The following is a 17,532-nucleotide window of genomic DNA, read 5'->3' as shown; positions in this document are numbered from 1 at the left end:
ACAGAACGACATGGCTACGATCCGACTTAATTCACTCTAAAACTTATCAATACCAATATGTGTATTCTTCGTTGGTGAATAGAAAGTTAATAACCTATACGATCGTGCTTAAAAATAAGTTAAAATATTGTGTCGAATTACCATTTTAGCTTAGCTTTAAACATTCAAATAAAATTGTTCTATTTATTTAGACAAGTAGTTAACAATTATATCAACGTTGTTAACAAAGGAGTGGAAATAACACATTTTAATGAGAAAAGTAGATTTTTTGGTCATAGGATCAGGTATTGCCGGTTTGAGCTTCGCATTAAAGGCAGCTAAATATGGTAAAGTATTAATTGTTACTAAGTCTAACGAAGACGAATCTAATACTAAATACGCCCAGGGTGGGGTGGCTGTTGTTGTAGATAAAGATGATTCTTTTGAGAAGCATATTGAAGATACGTTAATTGCTGGAGATGGTTTATGTGATAAACATATTGTAGAAGTGGTTGTAACTGAGGGGCCTCAGCGTATACAAGAGATCATCGACTATGGGACTAACTTTGATAAAGATGGTACAGGAGTGTACGATCTGGCAAAAGAAGGCGGGCATTCTGAACACCGTGTTTTACACTATAAAGATGTAACGGGCTATGAAATTGAAAGCGTGTTATTGAAGCAAATTCATCAGAATGAGAACATAGAGATATTAACACATTACTTCTGTTTGGAGTTAATTACGCAGCATCACCTGGGGATACATGTTGATAAAGCTACAGAGGTTATTAACTGTTACGGGATATATGCCTTTAATACAGAGCTTAACGATGTGGAAAAGATATTGGCAAATGTGACTATCATGGCTTCTGGCGGTGCTGGACATATCTATTCCAGTACTACAAATCCCGTTATTGCGACTGGCGATGGAATGGCAATGGTTTATAGGGCTAAAGGAAAAGTAAGGAATATGGAATTTATTCAATTCCATCCGACAGCTTTATATCATCCGGGAGAGTATCCTGCTTTTCTAATTTCTGAGGCTGTTAGAGGTTTTGGAGGAGTACTTAGAAGGAAAAATGGTGATGAGTTTATGTATGAATATGATAAACGTGGGTCTCTGGCCCCAAGGGATATAGTGGCTAGGGCAATTGATGCTGAAATGAAAAAGTCCGGTGAGGATTTCGTTTATCTGGATATAACAAATAGAAAAAAGGCTGATATTTTGGCTCATTTTCCTAATATATATGCCAAATGTTTGTCTATTGGTATAGATATGACCAAGGATCTGATACCGGTTACTCCGGCGGCTCATTATATGTGCGGTGGAATATTTGTAGATGAATTTGGAAGGTCGTCTATAAAGAATTTATATGCTTGTGGCGAATGTTCTTCAACGGGCTTGCACGGAGCCAACAGGTTGGCCTCTAATTCATTATTGGAAGCTCCTGTATTTGCTCATCGGATATTTGAACATGCTGTGGCTAATTTTATGAAAAACGTGATTCCTGATAACATTCCTGAATGGAATGACCATGGGGTTACCCAATCAAATGAGGACATATTGGTAACTCATAACTTAAGAGAAACTCAGAAATTAATGAGCGATTATGTTGGTATAGTTCGTTCTGATTTTAGGTTGGAAAGAGCCATGAGACGTTTGTATTTATTGCATCAGGAAACCGAAGATTTTTATAAAGGAAATAAGGTTTCTGTAAAACTTTGTGAGCTTAGAAATGTCATTCAGGTAGCTTTCATCGTTATAAAATCGGCTATGGCCAGAAAAGAGAGTAGAGGGCTTCATTTTACTACTGATTATCCTAATCATTCAGAACAATTAACGGATACAATTTTTTAAATATGCCAGTTATATTACCAGTTAAAGATGTACATCCAAAATGGGGTGAAAATTGTTTTATTGCTCCTAATGCTACAATAGTTGGAGATGTGGTTATGGGAAAAAATTGCTCCGTTTGGTTTAATGCCGTGATTAGAGGGGATGTAAATAAGATTACGATTGGTGATGATAGTAATATTCAGGATGGTGCGGTTATTCATGCTACTTACCTGAAAGCGGCCACTAAGATAGGAAATAGAGTATCTGTGGGGCATAATGCAATTGTACATGGATGTACTTTAAACGACCATATACTGGTTGGCATGGGCGCCATTATAATGGATAATGCAGTGGTTGAAGAGTATACTATTATTGCTGCAGGGGCTGTAGTTTTAGAGAATACACATTGTGAAAGTGGGTTTATTTATGCCGGTACGCCTGCAAAAAAAATAAAGCCCATTACCGATGAGCAAAGGGCTTTATTAAATAAGTTGCCGGATAATTATATTATGTATTCTGACTGGTTCAGATAGCTTATTCTTTTGGAATAGTGATCACTTCATTTCTTTCCCAGTTAGGCCTGATAGACAGCTCCTTGGGCTCGTTCCATATTTTTTCTGGCTGTATCCCCAAGGCAACACTTCCTGTGTCCCAGACGCCATTTTTATTGGTGTCGTAGGTTATTCTTATGAAGTATTTTCCACCTTTATAATTACTGAAAGTGACAGATGTATCTTGTTTTACAACTATTGTATTTACAATGCTTTTATTGCCATCAATAATTTCCAGAATATAACTTTTTTGTTTTTCAGGAGGTACAATTTTAACTTTTAGCGTTCCGTAATCATCTTTCTTACCCAGCTCAAGTGAGGTTTTTATTTCCTTGTTTTGAGCTTTAAAGATGGCTGTAAATGCGCCTGGGGCGAAGGTGATATCATACATGGTTTTTTGTTTCCACGGATACCTGAAATAGTAGGAGAGTTGGTCTAAACTATCTTTGGTCAGGGTAAAATTTTTGGTGTCTACTGAGTCTTCCAGTAGCGTTATTTTGCTTGCATCAAAGCTTTCTATTGGAAAATTAAAGGTAAATTTTAGGGTTCTGCCTGGTGGCAAAGCACGGTTATCGAGATTATTTAATGCGGTTAATGTTCTGGTATATGTCTCTTTTTTACCTCTGGTTAGTGTTGTTGTTTGAAGCAATTTTCCGTTTTCTTTAATGCTTACTTTTGTCGAATCGAAGTTTAAATCTGTAAGCCAAACCTTTAGTGAATCATTGTTCTTATTAAACTTAATTTTCTTTGAAGCGTCTAAAGCTGGAGGATCCAAAATTATTGCTTCCGGCTTCTTTAGCTTTTGATTAAAAGTCAACAATATACTTCCATCTGGATTTAGGCGTTTGTCAAGGATTCTAAATATGGTAGCGTCCTCTTTAAATACTTTTAGATTCATGCTATCCATATTCTTGGTTAGAACGATAGAATCCTTTAGAAAACCAATTTCGTCTGTCGCTTGCTGGTAGATTTTATCGCCATTTTTTTCTTTGAGGACGTATAGTTTATAGGTATCACTCCTTAAATTTTTTAAACTGTAATTACCACTGCTATCTGTAAGGGTATAAATAGAAGGTTTGCCTTTTCCAAATAGTGTATCTCTATTTAGTGGCAGTATAAATGCAACGGCGTCTAATTCGGGTTCTCCGGTTAATGAATTTGTTACTTTTCCTTTTATACTCAGTGAATCAAGTTTTGGACCTGTTGAAAATACATAGGTTAAATTTTTGACTACGTTGGATTCATTAACATCGGCAACAGACTTTCCAAAGTTTAAAGTATATGTTGTATTTTTTTCGAGACTATCCGGAAAGGAAATTTCTAATTTTTTTCCTTTGGTTTTTAGAACAGGAGGTTTAGGCATTTCAGGTGAAACAGAAAATTCTTTAAATTCATTCTGTAATTTGAAATACTCATCAAATTCTATAACAACTTTTTTAGATGTGAAATTTGTAGTCTCGTCTTTTGGTACCATGCTTAAAACCTTGGGAGGGGTGGTGTCTCTGGGTCCGCCCTGAGGTTGCTGAATACTTGCACAGCTATAAATTAAAGAAACTATCAAAAATGAGATAGTGAAATTCCTTAAGAAGACTAGGTTGGTGTTTTTAGCCATTTATATGAGTTGTATTGAATTTAAACCTGTTTTTAATAGATATCATTAATTTTTTTTAAAAGCAGCTTATATCGCTTTAAAATGAGCCTTGTTTTTGTCTGTTGTTTTAATATCTAAGTTATTATTGTCCAGTTAGTTACGTGTTATTTGCTAATATGCACCATTAAAACCGATATGTCGGAAGGTGAAACACCTGAAATTCGGGATGCTTGTCCGAGTGTTCTCGGTTTTATTTTTAACAATTTTTCACGAGCCTCTTTTGATAAAGATACTAATTGAGAATAGTCAAAATTTGGATTAATATCTTTGTCTTCCATCTTTTGCATTTTATTTACAATTTCCTGTTCCTTTTCAAAATAACTCTCATACTTGATTTTTATTTCAGCCTGCTCAATAGTTTCTTTATCAAATTGATCTAAAAACTCATTGAAGTTAGGACTAACGGTTCTTATATCATTTATTCCTACTTGCGGGCGGCTTAACAGGTTGAATACTTTTACCGTCTGATTTAATGCGCTTGTTCCTAAATCCTGCAGGAGAGCATTTGCCTGAGCCATGTCAATAGCTTGTTTCTTAGAGAATTCTACAATAGCATCTGAGTTTGCTACCTTTTGCTTAACCAGATCTAAACGTTCTTCATTTATCAAGCCTAGACTATGACCAATAGGAGAGAGCCTGATGTCGGCATTATCTTGTCTAAGTAAAAGTCTGTGTTCTGCTCTGGAGGTAAACATTCTGTATGGCTCTTCAGTACCTTTTGTTACAAGATCATCGATTAAAACACCAATATAGGATTCAGATCGCTTCATGATAAGTTCATGTTTGTCTTTTACCTTTTGATGAGCATTGATTCCTGCGATAAAGCCTTGACTAGCAGCTTCTTCGTATCCGGTTGTACCGTTTATTTGGCCAGCAAAAAACAAATTGCTGATTAACTTGGTCTCTAAGGTCAAAGATAATTGAGTAGGTGGAAAATAATCGTACTCAATGGCATAGCCTGGTCTGAACATCTTGGCATTTTCGAATCCTGGGATCTTAGTTAGTGCTTTGTATTGTACATCTTCTGGCAATGAGGTAGAGAATCCATTCACATAGATTTCACAGGTATTCCAGCCCTCCGGCTCAACAAATATTTGATGCCTTTCGCGTTCAGCGAACCGATTGATTTTGTCTTCAATAGAGGGGCAGTACCTTGGACCCAAGCCTTTGATGCGGCCGGTAAACATTGGTGATTTTTCGAAGCCTTCTTTTAAGGTTTCGTGTACTTCGGAGTTTGTATAGGTGATCCAGCAGCAACGTTGCTCGGTTGGTCTGGCTACATTTGTATAAGAAAATCTACCGGGATTTTCATCGCCCCATTGCTCTTCCATAACACTGTAGTTTAAAGATCTTCCATCTACTCGGGGAGGGGTGCCGGTTTTCATTCGGCCTGCTTCAAATCCTAGCTCTGTTAGTTGTTCCGTAATTCCGGTTGCTGCTTTTTCTCCCGTGCGGCCACCTCCAAATTTTTTCTCGCCGACATGGATAACTCCATTTAGAAATGTTCCGTTTGTGAGCACAACGGACTTGCCTTTTATCTCGACACCTAAGGAAGTTTTAACTCCGACTACAGTATTGTTTTTAATGATTAGGCTGCTTACCATGTCCTGCCAGAAGTCGACATTTGGAGTTCGCTCTAAAGCTAGTCGCCATTCTTCGGCAAATCTTTTTCGGTCATTTTGAGTTCTTGGACTCCACATCGCAGGACCTTTAGAAAGGTTTAGCATTCTGAATTGAAGAGTTGTCTTGTCGCTTATAATTCCGGAGTACCCACCCATAGCATCGATCTCCCGAACTATTTGTCCTTTGGCTACTCCGCCCATTGCCGGGTTACAACTCATCTGTGCAATGGTCTCCATGTTCATCGTAATCAACAGAACGGAAGAGCCAAGGTTCGCTGCTGCCGCGGCCGCTTCGCAACCTGCATGCCCTGCGCCGACAACAATTACATCATATTCATTAAACATAGCTTAGTATATTTTGTGTGTTCCACGTGAAACGCTGTGATGATTTTCCGGAGCGTTTCACGTGGAACGTGTTTGTAAAGTTATTAATTTATTTTTCTGAAAGCGCCAGCCATCTCTCCATTACAGCGTCCATTTCGGTATTTAAGCTTTCAATAGACTTGGTTACGGTTTGAATTTCAATATAGTTTGAACTATCAATTTCTAGCAAAGATTGTGTTAGTTTTTCTACTTCTGTTTCAATTTGGGGAATCCTTGCTTCCAGATCTTCTAGTTCTTTCTGGTCCTTGTAACTTAGTTTTTTTTGCGCCACAGGGGTAGGAGCGGGCGTTTGCGTTTCTTTCTTTTTTACTTCTGGTTTTTCTTTTGCGGCATCTAGACTTAATCTGTACTCCGAATAGTTTCCATTGTAAATTGTCACTTCACCATTCCCCTCCATTATAAATAATTGCTCGCTCATTTTATCTAATAGATATCTATCGTGCGATACAAGTATTAGTACACCTGGGAAATTTTCAAGAAATTCTTCAAGAACATTTAAAGTGTCGATATCAAGATCATTTGTAGGCTCATCGAGAATCAAGAAATTTGGGTTTTGCATTAAGACTTTCATCAGGTGCAAACGCTTCTTTTCTCCACCGCTTAGTTTCTCGACCATGCCATGTTGCTTCTTGGGAGGGAAGAGAAATAACGTTAAAAGTTGAGAGGCCGAGATGGTTTGTCCGTCGGCCATTTTAATATATTCGGCATCAGATTTTACGATATCAATAACACGTTCTTTTTCATTGAACGCTAACCCCCCTTGTTTATAATAACCATAAACAGTTGTTTCTCCTGTGCCAACTTTTCCTTTTTCAGGTTTAAGAAATCCGGTAATAATATTTAGCAAGGTGGATTTTCCTGTTCCGTTTTTACCAGCAAGACCAATTCTGTCGGCGCGTTTAAATGTGTAACTGAAATCACTGATGATTTTTTTATCATCAAATGACTGTCCAATATGGTCTAGCTCAAGAATTTTATTCCCCTGGCGTGACATTTTTACATTTAAAGTAATACTTTGATTGTCAGTCCGTTGCTTTGTTTTGCTATCTAAGTCATAAAATGCGTCAATTCTTGCCTGAGATTTGGTAGTACGTGCCTGCGGCATCCTTCTCATCCACTCTAATTCTTTCTTTAAAAGATTTTTGTTCTTTTGAAAAGTACTCTCATCAGCAGCTTCTCTTTCAGATTTCTTTTCAAGGAAGTAGGCGTAGTTGCCATTGTAATTATATATTTTTCCTCTGTCTAACTCAACAATCGTATTACATACATTGTCGAGGAAATAACGATCGTGTGTAACTAATAGGATCGTTTTATTTCCAGATGTAAGTAATTTCTCTAACCATTCAATCGTATCTATGTCCAGATGATTCGTTGGCTCATCTAATACATAGATCTCAGGGTCCTCAATAAGTAGTTTGGCCAGGGCCAACCGCTTTTTCTGTCCGCCGGAAAGTGTAGAGATCTGTTGTTGTAAATGAGTGATCCCCATACGGCTTAAAATGGTTTTTATCTCATGTTCATACTCCCAGGCGTTATGTTCGCTTAATTCTTCGTATAAGCGATTTAGTGTCTTTTCATCTGGATTAGGGTTTTCTATCAGCTCTTCGTATTCTTTGATAAGCTGTTGTTGCTTGTTTTCAAGAGAGAATATGAAATCACTAATGGAGTGACCTTCAGTGAAAGATGGCTCCTGATCAAGAAATCCAATCTTTACGGATTTATTTTTTACAATTTTACCCTCAAGAGGAGAGAATCTTTCGGCAAGTAATTTTAATAGGGTACTCTTTCCGGCGCCATTTATTCCAACTAGCGCTACGCGCTGACCGGTTTGTATGCCCAGAGTTAAGTTTTTAAAAAGCCATTCATCGTGATAAGCATGGCCTAAGTTTTCGGCTGCAATTAGTGTGCTCAAAGTCTGTGTTTAACGAGATTATAGATAAGAAATTACTACAAAAGTAAGCAATAATTATTTGGTATATAGCTGGGCCTATCCAATATAAAGGATTTTGATCTTACATTAACATAAGTTTAGGGCCTTAAATTGTAACGAAAATGTTATACTCGACGCCGTAAAATATGAGCAGTGATGCTTTTGAGGATAAGAGGGGCCAAAACCCGGCTTTATTCGCGGACTTTAGAAGCAATAACGCGGGGGTATCCAGTACTTATGTTGTAAAAAAGCTAAGTCTCGGCAAAAAGCCTAAAAACAGCCAAATATCAAGGGTTAGATAAAAGTGCAAGATAGTGGTCTTCGCGCGCAGTCATTAGTGTTTTTGCGGCTTTAGTTTTGTCCTTATATCCTAAAAGATGAAGCGCTCCGTGAATCATAACCCTACACAATTCCTGCTCAGCGGTATGCTTAAATGTTGCCGCATTTTCCTTTATTCTTTCAATGCTGATAAATATATCCCCTACAATCGTTTTAAGCTCTTCTGAGTTATCAAAAGTGATTACATCAGTATATGTGTCATGATTAAGGTAATCCTGGTTTATACGCAGCAGATATTCGTCGGAGCAAAGTATGAAATTCAATTCCTTTAAAAGATATCCTTCTGCTGCAATGGCAAATTTGAGCCAATCCTTAATAACGGGCTTCTTTTTTATGGTATAATTGGTGTCTTCTGTAAAAAAATTAATGCTCGGTTTGCTCATCAGATCATAAATTATTGGGGCGAATTTAGCAATTTAAAGTACTCTGTTATTTTCTTTTTATAGAAGAAGTTTAAATCAGGGGGCAATTTCTGCAACCATTCTGTTTCTGATTGCTGAAGTTTTTTAAATTTTTCGAGCATCTGCTTATAAGAAGGAGGGAAATCTTTAGCGGCTTTTGCTTCTCTTTTAGCATCCTGATCTTGTTCGCGCTGTGCATTCTCTGCATCAAGTAGTTTTGTAAGGATGGTTTTTTGTCGATTAAGGGTTTCTTGTTCTATTTTTTTGTTAACTAATTCATTCTCAGTGGATTTCATATCTTCTATCATTTGATTGAGGTTTCCGAGCCCATTTTTCCCGTCTTTATTTTGCTCCTGATTTATTTTCTGAAGCGCTTCTCTTATCATTTGTTGTTGCTGGGCCATTTTTGCAAACTCCTGACTCATTTGCCCTTTTGGTACAGCGCCTTTATTCCCTTTCTTTTGAAGCTCATCGCGTGCCTTTTGCATGCTGTTGTTAAGCTGCTTTTGCATTTGTTGAAGTTGCTGCATGCTGCCCCCTTTTCCTTTCCCTTGCCCACCTCCTTTGGCATTTTTCTTCATATTTTGCATCTGGTCCAGCGCTTCATTCAGCATTAAGGTAAGGTTGTTTACGGATGTCATGGTGTATTGCTGATTCCTGTTTGCCATGGCTGTGTTTCTTTCTCCAAGGTTTTCCAGACTTTTATCAATATTGAAGTTGATCTTCTGCATTTCTTCATTAACTGCAGTTTCAATTTGTGGCACCCTTTTGCTTAAAGAGAATAAACTATCGGCAATGGTTTTCATATTGTCTTTAATACTGCGTTGTTTCTGTACGTTTTGTGTATAAAGGGGGTCGTTGCTATTCATCCCTTTCAGGTTCAGCATCACCTTTTCCTGATCAAAAGAGGTGTTCAGCAGGTTTTTTAACAATTGACGCAGCTCGGCAATATTCAGGTTACTTTCCATTTCAGTAGATTCCTGTTGCATCTGCTCCATTTGTTTGGCCACCTTTTCTATTTGTTCAGCGGCTTTCTGCTGACTCTTTGAGGCATCTTTTTTCTTGTTTTGATCTAATTTGTTCTCGCTGTCCTTTTGTTGTTGTTTGATTTCGGACGTTTCTTTTTCAGGATTTTTAAATGGATTTGGACGCTCCATTTGCTGGTTTTTCTCATCTAGTTTCTCGAGCTCTTTTTTAATGTCATCGAATTCAGATGAGAGTTTTTTCTGGTCTTCCTTAAGCTTGTCGGCCGCTGCGTCTTTTTCTGCACTTTTTTTGGATAATTCTTTTTGCTCTTTAGCAAGATCATTTAGCCTGTCGGTATTGTTTTTTAAGGTCTGTTCGAATTCCAATTGCTTGTAAAGCTCTAATATCCTGTCAAGTTCATTCTTTAAAGACTTGTTGTCCATCTGCATTTTAGACAACTCGGTTTGAGTTTGATCCTTATTGTTCTCGTCCATTAGGTTTTGAAGCTTTTGAAGAAGTTCTTTGGTTTTTTCATTAAGAACATTGTTGAATAGGTCATCAATCTTCTTTTGTTTCTCCATTAATTCATCTTTTAAAGCATTGTTCTCTTCTTTTTGGAGTGTGTTTTTTTCATTTAATGACTTGATTTCCTCAACGGCTTTTTCAAGTTGCTGCTGCTTGTCCAGCAGTTGCTCTATCTGTTTTTTATCATCGAAAGAGAGTTGTTTCTTGTCAAGCAGCGTTTCTCCAAGCTTTTTGCTGTCTTTTTCAACTTCGGAGGCCAGTTTAATGGTTTTTTCCATTTTCTGCTTCAGCTCCGTGCTTCCCTGGTTTATTTTTTCGGCAACCTGCTGTTGCGTGGGGACTTCAAATATCTTGATAGCGGATTTAGTTTTTTTAGCGCCGTTTACCGCATCATTATCTGCCACCTCAAAATAGTACTCTAGTGCTTGTCCGGGCTTTAGAGGGGTTTCGTTTAGATTCCATAGGTAGAAAAATGCGTCTTCCTGTTGATTCTTCTTTATTGAAATGGATTTTGTGACAGTGCTTTTTAGCACACCATTTTCTTTGATATTGTATTGAAATTTGAGGGAACTAAATCCATGATCGTCTGATATATTGCCGGAAAAATATAAGGCCTTGCTACTTACAGAATCTGGAGTTTCTACAATTGAGATGTTAGGGAATTCATCCTTAATAACGGCTATTTGATGAGAGAGAGAGTCTTTACTGTTTATAAAGCTGTTTTTAGGTGTGATTTGATATCCTGTATTTTCTTGCAGCTTTTTGGTGAAGCTAAAGGTATTGCTGTTAGAATTTAAAGCGTACTGTTTGCCTCCAATGATAAAGTTAAGTGCACTACTGTTCTCTGTATTTAACAACCAGGTTACTACTGTTCCTTCAGGGATTAATAAATCACCGGCATTTTGGATGGTTTCTTCTTTTTTGTTTAGATAAGCAGGGTATTGGAGTTTAACGGTACTATTGAGTACGGAAGGACGGGGTTTAACCTCAATTGTGTGAGAAATAGAGTTAAAGCCCCCAGCGGAGAACTGAATATTTTTATTCTTTTGCAGGTTTTTGAATATATAGGTAAAGCGGTTGTTGCCTTCTTTCTCTAATTTATAGGTATTCGCTCCATCTGAAACATATACTTCCTGAGGGAGTTCGTTTCCTATGGTTTTGAGTTTAAGCGTAAAGTCATCACCCTGGGGAACCATTAAGGTTTTGTTTAACATTACAAAATCAAAAGGAGCTTTAGGCAGAATTTCTTTATTGTACTGAACAAAGCTGCTCGTCCCTTCTTTTAAGATGGCTGGAGCAATTATGCCAATTAGCAAGATAACGGAGAGGGGTATGAGGAAGTATTTAATGTACTTTTTGTTGTCTTTTAGTTTGATTGCGCTTGCAAAAGGAACGGGTCTGAGTTCCATTATTTTCTGATCAATCCCGGCTAAGATTAATTGATTGTTGTTTGGGTGTTGATTGGCAAGCGCCTGAAGCTGAAGGGTATTTAGTAACTTATCTTTTACATTAAAAAAATGATCTCCAATTAATGTAGCCGCTTCTTCGATACTTAGATTCTTGCTGAGTTTGAAGTAAGAAAGAGCGGGTTTTATAATGAGAAATGATATTACCGCTGCAGAAAACGCTATAAACGAGAAAAAAAGGACGGTTTTAGTGCCTACACCAGGGTTTGTATAATAAACAAACAGAAAGAGGAAAAGATAGCCCAGGAGAAGCAAGGCTGCCGCATAAATGGATCCCCGCAACAGTTTATTTAGATAAAACTTTTGCGTAAACTCATTAACTTTAGCTATTAAAATGGCGTAATTGTTATTCATTAAAACAGTGGAATGGGTAATAAAGTTAAAAAATAACTTTAAGAAAACGTTTAGATAAACATTTAACGAGTATTTTTAGAAAAAGTATACTTATGAAATCATCAATTTTAGTCATGACCCTTATGGCTGTATTTACGAAAAGTTTTGATCCTCAGCCTAAACCAATTGTTAAGGGAAGTTCATGGAATAATAATCCTGTTATTGCGCATCGCGGGGCATGGAAAAAGAATAATTTACCTGAAAACTCTATTGCCTCTTTAAAAGAAGCGATAAGATTAGGATGTTATGGTTCTGAATTCGATGTTCATATGACTTCGGATAGCGTTTTGGTTATTAACCATGATCCTGATTTTTATGGGCTCCCTATTGCACAAGTAACGTATAAGGAGCTTCTGACTAAAAAACATCCAAATGGCGAAAATATTCCTACTTTGGAAGCGTATTTAAAAGAGGGAATAAAGCAGAAGAAAATGAAGCTAATTCTGGAGATAAAACCATCGAAAGCGGACCCGGAAAGAGACCAGAAATTAACTGACCGAGCAGTCGCAATGGTTAAGAAATTGAAAGCGAAAGAATGGGTTGATTACATTAGTTTTAGCTATGGTGTTCTGAAGCGAGTTTTGGAATTGGATCCTAAAGCTAAGGTGGCTTATTTGAATGGAGACGCGTCTTTAGATAAACTTAAAGCCGATGGATTTTATGGTGCAGATTATCACTATAGCGTTTACCAAAAAGGAGAGTGGTTTGCTAAGGCTAAAGAGCTGGGTTTAACTATTAATGCCTGGACAGTTAACAATGCTGAGGATATGAAATGGCTGCTTAAGAATAAGGTGGAGTTTATAACTACAAATGAACCCGAATTGGTTTTTGAGACCATCAAGGCAGCGCAGACAGAGAATAAATAAAAGGCGATAAAACAAAAAAAGCATCGCAGGTTATCTGCGATGCTGTACAATTTATGTTTTTAATAATCTAGATTACTTTAACATTAATCGCATTCAACCCTTTTTTACCGCTTTCAACATCGTATTCAACTTTGTCGTTTTCACGAATTTCATCGATAAGGCCTGTTGAATGTACAAAAATTTCGCTATCTCCGTTTGCTGGAATGATGAATCCGAAACCTTTAGTTACATTAAAAAATTTTACTGTTCCTTCTTGCATTGTATTATTTATTAAAAATTAAGTGTGCAATGTACATATTATTTTTTTATTAAAATGCAAGTGCTTTATATTTTGATTAATATAAAATGTGAAAAGCATCATTTATTGTCTTTTTTTCCCTGAACAACCAATTTAATTTCGCTTGAGTGGGGTATTCCTAGTGTTTTTCCCGGTGTAACCTTCAGTAGATTTTGGAGGTAGACGTTGATAATTGCTTCTAATGACTTTTTTCGGGCCTCTTTATATTCAGGCATATCGTTTCTAAATGATGTTAAATGCATTTTGCCATTAGCGTTTACAAGCACGTTAAATTCGTACGCAAAGTCCTTGTAAGCCTTATCAATGTCGATGCGATAATTTGGGAATAAATAGTCGTAGGATTGTGTTCTACCCATAAAAGGATCAACTGTTGTGGTTTTTTTAACCTTAATGAGCTTGCTTACCGGGGTAAACTCTACCGGCTGCCGGCCTGCAAAAGCACTATCTAAATTTTGTGGGTTACGATTTGATCTTGCAGAGAGCCATTGAACATACAGTGTATCGGCTTTGGAGGGTTTTTGCAGTGCCTCTGCAGTTGTTTTTAGTACATTTTTTATATAATTATCGGAATAGTAAGTTATGTTAACATCAGACCTGATGTCTTTCGAGATTTCCTTTTTTTGAAGATGAAGCCTTTGAAACACAAGGCTATCTTTGTTGACTTTTTTTATTCGGAAATATTCATTTGCAAAATTATATACATCGCCATGATCAAACATGAGAAAAAAGGGCTGCATCTTTTTCTTTTGTGGGCTGTAAGCCATCACCGTGTCGTTTGATTTGAATCGGATGATCCATGATGGTTCCTGCTGGAATCCCATTTCATTGAAAGAAAGGCCATTGCTAAATCTGCGCTTTACTTCCTGATATCTAATTCCAATGATTGAATCAAATGAAAGCTTTTTTACGATTTTTTTCTCTTCTTTAGGATTGTTGCAGGCATAGGATGTAGTGAGTATGATTAAGCTGAATAGTATTTTAAAACGGGATATCTTCGTCATATTTGTAAAAATAAATATTTATATCCGTTTCTTCAATTTTATAAGTCTGATAAGCAGCTCTCCGTTTCTGTTTATAGAGAGAAAAATGACGCGATCGTTTCCTGAGCGTAATGTTTTAGTGATGTCATTAAGGTTTAGTGTTTTAGTGTTGATGAAATTGATAGATATAATTTCATCTCCTTCGTGTATTCCTGCAAATTCAGCAGGAGAATTGGGTTCAATCCGACTAACGAAGTAACGCTTATCCGGCTCTTCTTCAACATAGACTTCAATGCCCGACATATCGTGTTCAAACGGCCGTTTAAAGTATTGATTCCGTTTGAGGTACATGATTTCGTTTGCATAATCAAAAGTAATATTGAACCGGCTTAGGATATCGGCTCCAAGATTCCCATTCCGACTTAAAATGAGGGTTTTTGCGGCTACATCATCATAGATTGGATAGGAGGAGATGACGTCCTTTAATTCGAAGTTCCCGATCCTTATTTTAGGCACCCGGCCAACATTTCCACTAATTGGTCCGCTCAATCCAATTCCCAGGTTTGCGGGGATAGAATTCGCGGGCACGGGGAAAGGTTTTTCATTTAGGGTTTCGAGTGAAATGGCATGACTGGCGCCATTATCAACCACAACTTTAGCATTTATAACACCAAGTTCTATAATGTCTAGCTCTATGTTGATATAGGGCTTATTATTGATTATTTGCAGCGGAACAATGTCGCCCTTTATTTTCTTTTTAGTTCCCGGAAGGTTAAAGATTACTCTTTTAGAAGAGTAGTTAATCTCGACCGTAAAGCTATTAAAGAAATAGTAGCCCAAAAGGCCATATATTCTGATGCCCATATAGTTTGAGAGGCCCAAAATATCTGTCTTTAATATTGCGGTGGGGATGTAATCGATACTTGCTTTACCTACTTTGGCGGAGACTTCATTGGAAAGAAATGCGTCTATCTCCATTCCTTTTCCTAGGCCCGTTATTTTAATGGGCCTGAGATCTTTAAGGTTTAAATCTTTCACAATTGTCGTATCTGTGATCACTAATGGTCCTACACCTGTATCAAGAATGAAGTTATAGGGTCCTTTGTTGTTAATATACAAAGGAATAATAATTAGGTTTCGGATAAGGGTAAAATTGACCGCGGCTTTTGTACGAGAGCCATTGAAGCTAAATTGCTGGGCTTTTAAGGCATATGCACAGCAAATTCCAATTATTATGGAAATCAGAATAACTTTTAAGAAAAAGAAATTAACAGTGCGCATAAGCTAATTCATTGAACTAATTTAATAAATTAGTAACCAGTATGTGTAGATCTGAATTTAAAATTAAAAGCTTGTTTCTTTTATTGGTTGTCTGTGGAGGTTTTTTTTTAAGCGGGTGCTCTATTGATCGCCGTATGTCCAGAAAGGTGAATAGTCTTTTTAAACAGTCTGAGGGGCTAAAAAAACACTACGTTGGGTTTGCTTTATACGATATGTCTGCAGATAAAATGGTGTTTGAAAATAACGCTGATAAATATTTTACTCCAGCATCAAACACTAAATTATTTACTTTTTATGGGGGACTAAAAATGACCCCGGATTCAATTCCCGCCTTGAGGTATATTGAGCGTGGAGACTCCCTTATATTTTGGGGGACAGGAGACCCCTCTTTTTTACAGGCACAGTTGATAGGAACCAGGGCTTTCAATTTTCTGAGCGCTACGAATAAGAAACTCTTCTTTGCGTATGGAAGGTATAAGGGGGGTTTTTATGGGAAGGGTTGGCAATGGGATGATTATAATGATTATTATCAGGCAGAGATAAATGAGTTCCCGATTATGGGGAACCTGGTTGAAATTAACGAAGAGAAAGGCAAACTGAAGGTTTCGCCTATGTTGTTTGCTGATTGTGTAGCCCAGGATTCTTCAATAAAAGACACTGCTTTTCTTGTAAAGAGGGATTTCAATGAAAATAGATTTAACTATCCGCCAGTAGCTGTGCCTGTGGGATATAAGCAGTCCGTGCCTTATAAAGTTAGTTTGCAAACAACATTAGCCCTATTGTCGGATACGCTTGGAAAAAAGGTTGAGGTAGTTAACATGAATATGCCTGCCAATGCATCAACTTTGTATTCTTTAAAATCGGATTCTGTTTTTAAAGAGATGATGGTTCCAAGCGACAATTTTATTGCTGAACAATTGCTTCTGGTATATTCCAATCAGATTGGCGAGAATTTGAGTGCAGAGATGGCAATTCAGCACATCGAAAAAAACTATTTAAAGGAGCTCCAGGACAAGCCCGTATGGATTGATGGTTCTGGCTTGTCAAGGTATAATTTATTCACTCCAAGGGATATTATCAAGCTTCTGGAGCTTATTTACAAGCAAGTGAATGATCAGAAGCGACTATTTGCGATGCTCCCGGCTGGAGGGAAGAGCGGAACCTTAAAAAATGCCTACCCCAAAACCAATGATCCCTTTGTTTTTGGCAAAACAGGAACGCTATCGAATGTTCACTGCCAGAGTGGTTATGTTGTGACCAAGAAAAACAAGGTATACCTGTTCTCTTTTATGAACAATAATTTTGTTTCGTCTACAACCGGAGTGAGAAATGAGATGGGCAGAATTATAACCTACGTGCACGAAAACTTTTAGGGTTATAGCTTTTCAAATGGAATATCCATGAGCGGATATTTTTTCCATCCGACGAAATCAAAATGCCACCATTCGTTTGTTAATACACGGAATCCATAGGCTTGCATTGTTGTTATCAATAATGTTCTGTTCTTTATTACTGAGGCCGGCAGGTTTGAATAGGATGGCGCGGCTTGTGCGGCAAAACTGTCGTACGGTGTTGGCATTTGAAGTTCTTTTCCCGTTTTTAAATCGATAAGTGTTAAATCTATGGCACAGCCCCTGTTGTGTTTAGATCCTTTTTTAGGGTTAGCGACAAAATTTTTGTCTTTAGCTTTTTGGTAGAAAGCAAGTGTAATGGCATATGGCCGATATGCATCAAAGATTTTTAAGCCATAGCCTTTTTTGTTAAGGGCCAATTGTATTCTTTTTAGCTGTTCAACAACAGGTTTCCTGGCAAAAGCCCGAGCCTCCTTGTACATCACCTGATTCATGAAGTTGTTCTTGGTGGCGTACCGGATGTCGAGCTGAATGTTCGGAATTGCTTTTTTGATTTCTATCAGTTTATTCTTTGGGTCTTTAGTGTAAGATGAGCGATAATCTTCATATGAATTGATGACCTGTAAACCGTAAGGATTGGCCTTGAGTTTTTGCGCTTCTACAAGTAACGGAAAAATGAAAAGCAGGAGCAGGTACAGGTATTTTTTCATG

General features: G+C 37.4%; 13 protein-coding genes. 4 read left to right on the top strand and 9 right to left on the bottom strand.

Going from position 1 to position 17,532, the window contains the following annotated elements:
* Nucleotides 1–250 precede the first annotated feature (250 nt).
* Complete coding sequence (nadB, locus tag AC6CH7_RS17900) at nt 251–1,837, top strand: L-aspartate oxidase (protein WP_498264038.1); 1,587 nt, start codon at nt 251–253, stop codon at nt 1,835–1,837.
* Between the two features lie 2 nt (nt 1,838–1,839).
* On the top strand, nt 1,840–2,349 hold the full coding sequence (locus AC6CH7_RS17895; protein ID WP_498264037.1) for a gamma carbonic anhydrase family protein: 510 nt from the start codon (nt 1,840–1,842) through the stop codon (nt 2,347–2,349).
* 1 nt (nt 2,350) lies between these two features.
* Here AC6CH7_RS17895 and AC6CH7_RS17890 read toward each other — a convergent pair whose 3' ends face one another.
* The 5 genes from AC6CH7_RS17890 to AC6CH7_RS17870 form a co-directional block, all read right to left on the bottom strand.
* A complete protein-coding gene (locus AC6CH7_RS17890; RefSeq protein ID WP_498264036.1) occupies nt 2,351–3,979 on the bottom strand; it encodes an Ig-like domain-containing protein in 1,629 nt (542 codons plus the stop codon).
* A 143-nt stretch (nt 3,980–4,122) separates the two neighbouring features.
* Nucleotides 4,123–5,985, bottom strand: coding sequence for a tRNA uridine-5-carboxymethylaminomethyl(34) synthesis enzyme MnmG (mnmG, locus tag AC6CH7_RS17885; protein ID WP_498264035.1), 1,863 nt, complete (start codon nt 5,983–5,985; stop codon nt 4,123–4,125).
* An 88-nt stretch (nt 5,986–6,073) separates the two neighbouring features.
* A complete protein-coding gene (locus AC6CH7_RS17880; RefSeq protein ID WP_498264034.1) occupies nt 6,074–7,936 on the bottom strand; it encodes an ABC-F family ATP-binding cassette domain-containing protein in 1,863 nt (620 codons plus the stop codon).
* Nucleotides 7,937–8,241: 305 nt separating this feature from the next.
* Nucleotides 8,242–8,676: an rRNA maturation RNase YbeY gene (gene ybeY / locus AC6CH7_RS17875; RefSeq protein WP_498264033.1), complete on the bottom strand. Its 435-nt coding sequence runs from the start codon at nt 8,674–8,676 to the stop codon at nt 8,242–8,244.
* Between the two features lie 11 nt (nt 8,677–8,687).
* On the bottom strand, nt 8,688–12,005 hold the full coding sequence (locus AC6CH7_RS17870; protein ID WP_498264032.1) for a DUF4175 family protein: 3,318 nt from the start codon (nt 12,003–12,005) through the stop codon (nt 8,688–8,690).
* Nucleotides 12,006–12,097: 92 nt separating this feature from the next.
* On the opposite strand from AC6CH7_RS17870, the gene AC6CH7_RS17865 reads away from it, so the two are divergent.
* The gene (locus tag AC6CH7_RS17865; protein WP_498264031.1) at nt 12,098–12,910 is read left to right on the top strand and encodes a glycerophosphodiester phosphodiesterase; all 813 of its coding nucleotides are present in this window, start codon (nt 12,098–12,100) and stop codon (nt 12,908–12,910) included.
* Nucleotides 12,911–12,977: 67 nt separating this feature from the next.
* Here AC6CH7_RS17865 and AC6CH7_RS17860 read toward each other — a convergent pair whose 3' ends face one another.
* From AC6CH7_RS17860 to AC6CH7_RS17850, 3 genes are all read right to left on the bottom strand, one after another.
* Nucleotides 12,978–13,169: a cold-shock protein gene (locus AC6CH7_RS17860; RefSeq protein ID WP_008241764.1), complete on the bottom strand. Its 192-nt coding sequence runs from the start codon at nt 13,167–13,169 to the stop codon at nt 12,978–12,980.
* 98 nt (nt 13,170–13,267) lie between these two features.
* Nucleotides 13,268–14,209 carry a hypothetical protein gene (locus tag AC6CH7_RS17855; protein ID WP_498264030.1) on the bottom strand — a complete coding sequence of 314 codons (942 nt, stop codon included), beginning with the start codon at nt 14,207–14,209 and terminating at the stop codon, nt 13,268–13,270.
* Nucleotides 14,210–14,227: 18 nt separating this feature from the next.
* Nucleotides 14,228–15,469, bottom strand: a complete 1,242-nt coding sequence (locus AC6CH7_RS17850) for a pepsin/retropepsin-like aspartic protease family protein (RefSeq protein ID WP_498264029.1) — start codon at nt 15,467–15,469, stop codon at nt 14,228–14,230.
* A 134-nt stretch (nt 15,470–15,603) separates the two neighbouring features.
* Between AC6CH7_RS17850 and AC6CH7_RS17845 the strand changes: the two genes are divergently transcribed.
* Nucleotides 15,604–16,842, top strand: a complete 1,239-nt coding sequence (locus AC6CH7_RS17845) for a D-alanyl-D-alanine carboxypeptidase (RefSeq protein ID WP_498264028.1) — start codon at nt 15,604–15,606, stop codon at nt 16,840–16,842.
* A 2-nt stretch (nt 16,843–16,844) separates the two neighbouring features.
* Here the strand turns inward: AC6CH7_RS17845 and AC6CH7_RS17840 are convergent, their stop codons facing one another.
* Nucleotides 16,845–17,531 (bottom strand): M15 family metallopeptidase, encoded by a 687-nt coding sequence (locus tag AC6CH7_RS17840; protein ID WP_498264027.1) that lies wholly within the window; start codon nt 17,529–17,531, stop codon nt 16,845–16,847.
* Nucleotide 17,532 lies beyond the last annotated feature (1 nt).

The organism is Pedobacter sp. GQ55, from assembly GCF_059758925.1.
This window is presented reverse-complemented; position numbering and strand designations above follow the sequence as displayed.